The sequence below is a fragment of the Bacillus sp. GbtcB10 genome, from assembly GCF_019091365.1.
GTDB classification, from domain to species: Bacteria; Bacillota; Bacilli; order Bacillales; family Bacillaceae; genus Bacillus; species Bacillus altitudinis.
Genome location: NZ_JAGXJP010000071.1, coordinates 1 through 296 on the forward strand (window position 1 = coordinate 1; position 296 = coordinate 296).

The following is a 296-nucleotide window of genomic DNA, read 5'->3' on the forward strand; positions in this document are numbered from 1 at the left end:
CGCGTCATTTTTTAACGTTACAACAGACACGCTTCTCGGCTTCGAGAACGAACAGAATGACCCTTTGTTAGATTTACTATTAAGCGACATTAAAAGAGACTATAACAAGCTAAATGGACGCGAACAAGGTAAGTATGCTAAACAAATGGCTGTTTACTCTAGAATGTTACTTCAAAACAAAGATTTGTTGTAATATAATTCCATCATAGTAGAAAAGTTTCCTAATTTGTAGCGGTAAAATATTACATTATTTTACTATTCGTGGAAGAGGACTATTAGTTAGTTCTCTTCTTTTT

1 pseudogene is annotated in these 296 nt (G+C 33.1%); it reads left to right on the forward strand.

The annotated features are described in order from the left end of the window. A pseudogene (locus KVT11_RS19695) lies at nucleotides 1-193 on the forward strand (XRE family transcriptional regulator); the annotation flags it as partial. Between the last annotated feature and the right edge of the window lie 103 nt (nucleotides 194-296).